The organism is uncultured Amaricoccus sp., assembly GCF_937858865.1.
Taxonomy (GTDB): Bacteria; Pseudomonadota; Alphaproteobacteria; order Rhodobacterales; family Rhodobacteraceae; genus Amaricoccus.
In genome coordinates this window covers 1-7812 of record NZ_CALLYO010000143.1, presented here as the reverse complement: position 1 = coordinate 7812, position 7812 = coordinate 1, and the positions used below count along the sequence as shown (strand labels likewise).

The window sequence follows — 7812 nt, the reverse complement described above, 5'->3', positions numbered from 1 at the left end:
CGCCCGGCGCGCCGTCGCTGGCGCGCCTGCTCGACGGCCTGCCGATCAGCGCCGCCCCCTTCGTCGTCACCCTCTACGGCGACGTCGTCGCCCCGCGGGGCGGCGAGCTCTGGACCGGGAACATCGTCGAGACGCTCGGCGCGCTCGGCATCGCCGAGAGCCGGGTCCGCACCGCCCTCAGCCGCCTCGTCGCCGCCGGGCGGCTCGAGGGGGCCAAGGAGGGGCGGCGGAGCTACTACCGCCTCACCCCGGCCGCCCAGCAGGAATTCTCCTCCGCCGCCCGGCTCATCTACGCCGCGCCCGAGCCGCCGCCCCTCGGCGGCTGGCACCTCGTCCTCCTGCCCGAGTCCGGGCGGGAGGCGGCCGCCGCCGCCCTGGCCCGGCTCCGCTTCGGCCTCGCCGCGCCGCAGCTCGCGCTCCTGCCCGACCGCGGCACGCCGCTGCCGCCGCTGCCCGGCCTCCACTTCACCGCCGCCACCGAGGATCCCCTGCCCCCGTCGCTTGCCGCGGCCTGGCCGCTCGCCGATCTCGCCGAACGGATGGCCGGCTTCGTCGACCGGTTCGACGGTCTCGACCCGGCCGATCTCGCCGGCCCGGAGGTGCTCGCCCTGCGCCTTGCCCTCGTGCACGCCTTCCGCGAGATCGCCCTGCGCGACCCGCTCCTGCCGCCCTCGCTGCTGCCGCAGGACTGGCCCGGCCCCCGCGCGCGGGCGCTCTTCGTCCGCCTCTACCTCGCCTGCGCGCCGCGCTCCGATGCCCTCATCGCCGCGCGCTGGGTGAGCCGCGCGGGGCCGCTCCGCCCCGACCCGGCGCGCCTCAGGCGCCGCCTCGCCGACATGACCGGCCGCGCCTCCCCGTCCTGACCCCAGGCTGCGGGAATCCTGCAGCTGACCGGCAAGCTATTCGCTTTGCGCCGCGCCCGGGTCCATGCCACAAGAGAGGATGCGCCAGCCCGCGCCGGATCCCGGCGCCGCCAGCCCCCGGATCGGGCGACGCCTTTGGACCTTCCGCGACGAGCGATCCCCGCTCGCGGCGGCACCGAGGGAGAACCCGATGGCCGAGGAGCCTTCCGCACCGTCCGGACCCGACCTGGTCGAGGGGGTCGCCGCAGCCGACCTCCCCGACGGCGCCCAGCTCCTCGGCCATGTCGAAGGCAAGCCCGTCCTCCTGGTGCGGCACGGCGCCGACGTCTTCGCCGTCGGGGCCGAATGCAGCCACTACGGCGGACCGCTCGCCCAGGGCCTCGTCGTCGGCGAGACCATCCGCTGCCCCTGGCACCACGCCTGCTTCGACCTGCGCACCGGCGAGGCGCTGCGCGCGCCGGCGCTGAGCTCGATCCCCTGCTGGCAGGTCGAGGAGAGCGACGGCCGGATCCGCGTCGGCGCGAAGAAGCCCCTCCCCCGCCGCGAGCCGCCCAAGGGCGCCGAGCCGCCGGAGCGGATCGTGATCGTCGGCGGCGGCGCGGCCGGCTTCGCTGCGGCGCAACGCCTGCGCAGCGCCGGCTACCAGGGCAGCCTCACCATGCTGAGCGGCGACGACGCGCCGCCCGTCGACCGGCCGAACCTCTCCAAGGACTTCCTCGCCGGCACCGCGCCCGAGGCCTGGCTGCCGCTGCGCAGCACCGGCTTCTACGCCAAGAACGGCATCGACCTCCGGCTCGGCACGGAAGCGGCCGCCCTCGACACCGGCGCGCGCGAGGTCCGCCTCGCCGACGGCAGCGCCCTGCCCTACGACCGCCTCCTGCTCGCCACCGGCGCCGAGCCGGTGCGCCTCCCCATCCCCGGCGCCGACCTGCCGCACGTCCACACCCTGCGCTCGCTCTCCGACTGCCGCGCCATCGTCGCCCGGGCGGAAACGGCGCGCCGCGCGGTGGTGATCGGCGCCAGCTTCATCGGGCTCGAGGTCGCCGCCGCCCTGCGCGCCCGCAAGCTCGAGATCGGCGTCGTCGCTCCCGACCGGCGCCCGATGGAGCGCATCCTCGGCCCGGAGATGGGCGACTTCATCCGCTCCCTGCACGAGGAGAAGGGCGTCGCCTTCCACCTCGAGGACCGGCCGGCCGCCATCGACGAGAGCGGCGTGACGCTCGAAAGCGGCGGCTCCCTCCCGGCCGACCTCGTGGTGGTGGGCGTCGGCGTGCGGCCGCGGCTCGCCCTCGCCGAGACCGCCGGCCTCGCGATCGACCGCGGCCTCCTGGTCGACGCCTTCCTCGAGACCAGCGCCCCCGGCGTCTTCGCCGCCGGCGACATCGCCCGCTGGCCGGACGCGCGCACCGGCGACCCGATCCGCGTCGAGCACTGGGCGGTGGCGCTCCGCCAGGGCCACACCGCGGCGCTCAACATGCTCGGCGCCGGCGTCCGGCACGCCGACGTGCCCTTCTTCTGGAGCCGCCACTACGACCTGCGCATCAGCTACGTCGGCCACGCCGAGGCCTGGGACGAGATCGCGCTCGACGGCGACATCGCCGCCCGCGACTGCGCGCTGCGCTTCCGCCGCGACGGCCGGACGCTCGCCATCGCCACCGTCCGCCGCGACCGGGAGAGCCTGGAGGCCGAGGCCGCCATGGAGCGCGAGATCGGCGCCTGAGAGCGCCGCCCGCACGGCATGACCCACTTCGCCCTCGTCACCCTGCACCTCTTCGCCGCGATCATGTTCGTCGGCACCGTCTTCTTCGAGGTGCTGGTCCTCGAGGCCATCCGCGCCTCCGTCGGCCGCGAGGCGATGCGCACGGTCGAAGCCGCCATCGGCCGCCGCGCCCGCCGCATCATGCCCTTCGTCATCCTCCTCCTCTACGGCGCCGGCCTCGGCCTGGCCTGGGAGTATCGCGACGCCCTCGCCCGCTCGTTCGACAGCAGCTTCGCGACGCTCCTCTCCCTCAAGATCCTGCTCGCCGCCAGCGTCCTCGTCCACTTCGTCACCGCCGTGACCCTCGGCGCCCGCGGCCGGCTCACCTCGCGGCGCTCACGCGTCGTCCACTTCAGCGTCTTCGGCCACGTCGTGCTCATCGTCTTCCTGGCCAAGGCGATGTTCTACCTCTGAGGCGCGGCATGGCGGCGACCGGCTTCACCACCATCGGGCATTCCGACCGCAGCCTCGACGAGTTCCTCGGCATGCTGCAGGCGGCCCGCGTCGCCCTCGTCGTCGACGTCCGCGCCTTCCCGCGTTCCCGCAGCAACCCGGCCTACAACATCGACCGCCTGCCCGCCGCGCTGGCAGCCGCCGGCATCGGCTATCGCCACGCGCCCGCCCTCGGCGGCCGCCGGCCGCGGCAGTCCGGCGTCGCCGAAAGCCTCAATGCCGCCTGGCGCGTGCAGAGCTTCCACAACTACGCCGACTACGCCCTCGGCCCGGTGTTCGGCGCAGCCTTCGCCGACCTCCTCGCCCTCGGCTCCCGCCACCGCCTCGCGCTCATGTGCGCCGAGGCGCTCTGGTGGCGCTGCCACCGCCGCATCATCGCCGACCACCTGATCTTCGCCGGCCATGCGGTCGAGCACCTCATGGCCCCCGGCCAGAGCGAGCCCGCCCGCCCGACGCCCACCGCCCGGGCCACCGAAGACGGCAGGGTGACCTACCCGCGCCCAGCTTCGTGACGGCGGAGGCGCCGACCGGAACGGGCGGCCTCAGCGCCGCCGCCCTGCCGGCCCGATCTCGATCCAGACCGGCGCGTGGTCGCTCGCATTCTCCCGCCCCCGCACCTCGCGGTCGACGCCGGCGCCCTTCAGCCGCCCGGCGAGCTCCCGGCTCAGCATGAGATGGTCGAGCCGCATCCCGCCGTTCCGCTCCCAGCGCTTCCGCCGGTAGTCCCAGAAGGTATAGGCCGCGCCCTCCGGCTGCACCGCGCGCAGCGCGTCCGCCCACCCCTGCGCCAGCAGCCGGGCGAAGGCCGCCCGGCTCTCCGGCTGCACCAGCGCGTTCCCGTCGTAGGACCGCGTCGGATAGACGTCGCGCGGCTCGGGCGCGATGTTGTAGTCCCCGGCCAGCACCACCGGCACCCCAGCGGCCACGAGCTCCGCCGCATGCGCCTCGAAGCGCGCGTGCCAGGCCAGCTTGTAGTCGAACTTCGGCCCCGGCTGCGGGTTGCCGTTCGGCGCGTAGAGGCAGCCGACCAGCACCCCCTCGACCGCCGCCTCGACATAGCGCGCCTGGCCGTCCCCCGGATCGCCCGGCAGCTCGTCGCGCGTCGGGACCGGCGCCCCGCCGCGCGACAGGATGGCGACGCCGTTCCAGCTCCGCTGCCCGCGCCAGACCCCGCGGTATCCGGCCCCGGCCAGCGCCGCGGCCGGGAAATCCCCGTCCGCCACCTTCAGCTCCTGCAGGCAGACGACGTCCGGCGCCGCGTCGGCCAGCCATTCGAGCAGGTTCCCGAGCCGCTTCGCCACGTTGTTGACGTTGAAGGTCGCGATCCTCATCCGCCGGGCAGCCGTCCCGCCCAGTCGGCCACCGCCCGCGCCATCGCCGCCATATGCTCGGCCGCCGTCAGCCCCGTCACCGCCTTGCGCGGGCGCAGGTCGTGGTCGCCGTCCTCGAGCCACAGCACCCGGATCGCCGGCGACAGCCGATAGCCGTCGACCTCCGCCCGGCTCCCGAACGGATCCCGCGTCCCCTGCACGATCAGCGCCGGCGTCGCCAGCGCCGCGAGATGCCCGGTCCTCGGCCGCTCCGGCCGCCCCGGCGGATGGAAGGGATAGCCGAGGCAGACGAGGCCGGCGACCCACCCCTCGGCATGGAGCCCGTCCGCCACCATGCTCGCGACCCGCCCGCCCATCGACTTGCCGCCGATGACCAGCCGGCCCGGTACCGCCAGCGCCGCCACCGCCGCGCGGTACTCGGGCATCACCGTCTCCGCCCGCGACGGCGGCCGGCGCACCCCCTCGCGCCGCGCCGCCATGTAGCCGAACTCGAAGCGCGCCACGCGCAGCCCCTCGCCGGCCAGCGCCCGCGCCGCGGCGGTCATCGCCGGCGAATCCATCGCCGCGCCGGCGCCGTGCGCCAGCAGCACCGTCGTCGCCGCCGCCTCCGGCCCGTCGATCAGTAAATCCGTCATCCGGCGCCCCGCGCCGTCTCCAGCTCGACGAAGCGCACCCCCCGCGCCGCCCGCCGCCCCCATTCGGACTCCGGGTCGAGCTCGAGGTAGCGCAGCCACCAGCGCCGCGCCGCCGCGAGATCCCCGGCCTCGAACTCGAGCGAGGCGAGGTTGAAGACCGCATCGGCATAGTCCGGGTCGAGCTCGAGCGCCCGCAGCAGATACCCCCGCGCCGCCGCCACCCGCCCGCGCGCCGCGACGAGCCCCGCGAGGTTGAACCAGGCCTCGACGAAGGCCGGATCGAGCTTCAGCGCCCGCGCCAGCTCCCGCTCCGCCTCCGCCGGCCGCCCGGTCGCGCCGAGGCAGTTCGCCCGGTTGAAGGCCGCCACCGCATCGCCCGGATCGACGGCCAGGCACCGCCCGTAGAGCGCCGCCGCCGCTTCGGCCCGCCCCTCCGCCTCCGCCGCCTCCGCCTCGGCGAAGAGCGCCTCGGCGTCCTCCCCCGCCTCGCCGAGCCCGAGCAGCATCTGCCCGTCGAGCTCGCTCACCCCGTCGGCGTGCCGGGCGTAGATGCCGCCGTCGCCCACCTGCAGCGCCTTGGCGGTCAGCGACACCGCCGGCCCGAAGCGGTGCACCGAGCGCACGATCGCCCCCCACTCCGCCCCGCCGGCGACGAGCCCGGCGTATTTCCGCGCCAGGATCAGATCCCGGAAGGAGAAGGGCTCCACGTCCCGCTCGAAGCCGTCGAAGAGCGCGATGAGCGAAAGCTCCCGCTCGCCGAGCCCCGAGCGTTCCAGCATCTCCCGCCGGCTCAGTCCCACGGCCTCGCCCGCCTCGCCGACGAGAAGCCGCAGGAACCCGTTCTCGCTCCGCAGCGCCCGCCCCGGCGCCCGCGCCGCCGCCACACGGTCCTCCACCACCCCGTCGGGATTTTTCAGGAGCCGCCGTCCGAAGACCACCATCCCGGTCCGCCGCGTCACGCCCCGGTGCAGCTCGCCGCCGCGCGCCTCGATCGCCCGCGCCGCCAGCCGCCGCGGCAGCGCCGCGAGCGCGCCGACGAGGCCGACGCTCAGGCCGTCGCTCAGGCCGTCGAGGCTCACGCCTTGGCCTTGGCCGGCGCCCTCTTCTTCGCGGCGGGCTTCTCCTCGGCCGACGCCGCCGCCTTGCCCCGGCTCTTGCTCGGCGCGGCGGGCTTGGCCTGCCCGAGGCTCGCCTTCAAGGCATCCATCAGGTTCACCACGTTGCCGCGCTGCGGCTCGGCGGCGATGATCGGCTTGTGGCCCTTCAGCTTCTCCTTGATCATCGCCATCAGCGCCGCCTCGTAGCGGTCCTCGTAGGCCTTCGGATCGAATTTCGTCGTCTTCTGCGCCACGAGCGCCTCGGCGAGCTCGAGCATCTCCGGATCGGGTTCGGCGTCCGGGATGTCGTCGAAATAGGCCGAGGCCGCCCGCACCTCGTTCGGCGCGCGCAGCGTGCAGACGAACATCCCCTTCTCGCGCGGCGCGATCGTCACCACCCGCTCCCGGCTCGACAGCACCAGCCGCGCGATCGCAAGCTTGCCCGCCCCGCGCATCGCCTCGCGCAGCACGATGAAGGTCTCCTCCGCCATCGCCCCGTCCGGCGCCAGATAATAGGGCGTGTCCTGGTAGATCACGTCCACCTCGTCCGCGTCCACGAAGGCCTCGACGTTCAGCGTGTGGTTGGTCTCGAGCTTCACCGCCTCGAGATCCTCGTCGTCGATGATGATGTACTTCTTGTCCTCGTACTCGTAGCCCTTCACCAGATCCGACCGCTCCACCAGCCCGAGCTCGGGGTCGACCGGCTTCATGTTGATCCGGTTGTGCGTCTCCTTGTGCAGCTGGTTGAACCGCACCCGGTCGCTCGAGCTCGTCGCCGGATAGAGCCGCACCGGGCAGCTCACCAGGCTCAGCTTCAGATATCCCTTCCAGGATGCCCTCGGCGCCATGCTCCCCTCCTTTCACGCCCCCCTGCTACACTCGCGGAAGGTCGCGCGCGAAATTTCCGATGTCGGCCCATGGATCGCCCGAGGCGGCCACCAGCCCCGGCAGGGAAGCATAGTTGAAATCCTCCGGAGCGTCGACTTTCTCGAGATCCTCCCACGCCAGCGGCGCAGAAGCCGGCAGATTGTTGCGCGCCCGCAACGAATAGGGCGCCACCGCCGTCGCGCTCCGCGCGTTGCGGTGGAAGTCGATGAAGATCCGCCGCCTCCGGTTCGCCGCCCCCATCACCGTCGTGAAGACCTCCGGCGCCCCCGCCGCGATCCCCGCCGCCAGCGCGCTCGCCGCCCGGTGCGTCGCCTTCCAGTCGAGCCTCGGCGTCACCGGCACCACCACGTGCACCCCCTTGCCTCCGGTCGTCTTGGCGAACCCAACGAGCCCGCGCGCCGCGAGTTCCCCGCGCACGTGCACCGCCGCCTCCACCGTCTCCCGCCAGCCCACCCCCTCGCCGGGGTCGAGGTCGAGCACCACCCGGTCCGGCCGCTCCAGCCGCCGGACCAGGCACCCCCAGGTGTGGAACTCCACCACCCCGAACTGCGCCAGCGCCAGATACCCGCGGGCGTCGGCGATGGTCAGATAGGTCCGGTCCTCCTCGTCGCTCGTCTGCGTCTCGAAGCTCTCCACCCCCGCCGGCATGCCCATGAACCGGTGCCGCTGGAAGAAGCAGTCCTGCGGCCGACCGCTCGGGCAGCGCACCAGGCTCACCGGCCGCCCGAGGAGATGCGGCAGCATGAAGTCCCCCACCGCCGCATAATAGACCGCCACGTCGAGCTT

The 7812-nt window shown here is 74.3% G+C and carries 9 protein-coding genes; 4 read left to right on the top strand and 5 right to left on the bottom strand.

The window, feature by feature from the left end; genetic code table 11:
• From Q0112_RS04100 to Q0112_RS04085, 4 genes are all read left to right on the top strand, one after another.
• On the top strand, positions 1–863 hold an 863-nt coding region (locus Q0112_RS04100; RefSeq protein ID WP_297971777.1), incomplete at its 5' end, for a PaaX family transcriptional regulator C-terminal domain-containing protein.
• Positions 864–1053: 190 nt separating this feature from the next.
• Positions 1054–2583: an FAD-dependent oxidoreductase gene (locus tag Q0112_RS04095; RefSeq protein WP_297971775.1), complete on the top strand. Its 1530-nt coding sequence runs from the start codon at positions 1054–1056 to the stop codon at positions 2581–2583.
• Positions 2584–2601: 18 nt separating this feature from the next.
• On the top strand, positions 2602–3036 hold the full coding sequence (locus tag Q0112_RS04090; RefSeq protein WP_297971772.1) for a hypothetical protein: 435 nt from the start codon (positions 2602–2604) through the stop codon (positions 3034–3036).
• Positions 3037–3044: 8 nt separating this feature from the next.
• Positions 3045–3587 carry a DUF488 family protein gene (locus Q0112_RS04085; RefSeq protein WP_297971769.1) on the top strand — a complete coding sequence of 181 codons (543 nt, stop codon included), beginning with the start codon at positions 3045–3047 and terminating at the stop codon, positions 3585–3587.
• 30 nt (positions 3588–3617) lie between these two features.
• On the opposite strand, the gene Q0112_RS04080 is transcribed toward Q0112_RS04085, so the two are convergent.
• From Q0112_RS04080 to ligD, 5 genes are all read right to left on the bottom strand, one after another.
• On the bottom strand, positions 3618–4406 hold the full coding sequence (locus Q0112_RS04080; RefSeq protein ID WP_297971766.1) for an exodeoxyribonuclease III: 789 nt from the start codon (positions 4404–4406) through the stop codon (positions 3618–3620).
• The gene (locus Q0112_RS04075; RefSeq protein ID WP_297971763.1) at positions 4403–5041 is read right to left on the bottom strand and encodes an alpha/beta family hydrolase; all 639 of its coding nucleotides are present in this window, start codon (positions 5039–5041) and stop codon (positions 4403–4405) included. The genes Q0112_RS04080 and Q0112_RS04075 overlap by 4 nt, the downstream gene beginning before the upstream one ends.
• Entirely contained in the window at positions 5038–6120 is a 1083-nt protein-coding gene (locus Q0112_RS04070; protein WP_297971760.1) for a tetratricopeptide repeat protein, read from the bottom strand. The genes Q0112_RS04075 and Q0112_RS04070 overlap by 4 nt, the downstream gene beginning before the upstream one ends.
• Positions 6117–6986, bottom strand: coding sequence for a Ku protein (locus tag Q0112_RS04065; protein ID WP_297971757.1), 870 nt, complete (start codon positions 6984–6986; stop codon positions 6117–6119). Before Q0112_RS04065 ends, Q0112_RS04070 begins: the two co-directional genes overlap by 4 nt.
• Before the next feature lie 25 nt (positions 6987–7011).
• The coding region (gene ligD / locus Q0112_RS04060; RefSeq protein WP_297971753.1) for a non-homologous end-joining DNA ligase at positions 7012–7812 on the bottom strand (801 nt) is incomplete at its 5' end.

Bases quoted from the DNA above. Each gene is read 5' to 3' on its own strand.
- Q0112_RS04065 (WP_297971757.1), bottom strand. From the start codon at position 6,986: ATGGCGCCGAGGGCATCCTGGAAGGGATATCTGAAGCTGAGCCTGGTG.
- Q0112_RS04085 (WP_297971769.1), top strand. From the start codon at position 3,045: ATGGCGGCGACCGGCTTCACCACCATCGGGCATTCCGACCGCAGCCTC.
- Q0112_RS04095 (WP_297971775.1), top strand. From the start codon at position 1,054: ATGGCCGAGGAGCCTTCCGCACCGTCCGGACCCGACCTGGTCGAGGGG.
- Q0112_RS04080 (WP_297971766.1), bottom strand. From the start codon at position 4,406: ATGAGGATCGCGACCTTCAACGTCAACAACGTGGCGAAGCGGCTCGGG.
- Q0112_RS04075 (WP_297971763.1), bottom strand. From the start codon at position 5,041: ATGACGGATTTACTGATCGACGGGCCGGAGGCGGCGGCGACGACGGTG.
- Q0112_RS04090 (WP_297971772.1), top strand. From the start codon at position 2,602: ATGACCCACTTCGCCCTCGTCACCCTGCACCTCTTCGCCGCGATCATG.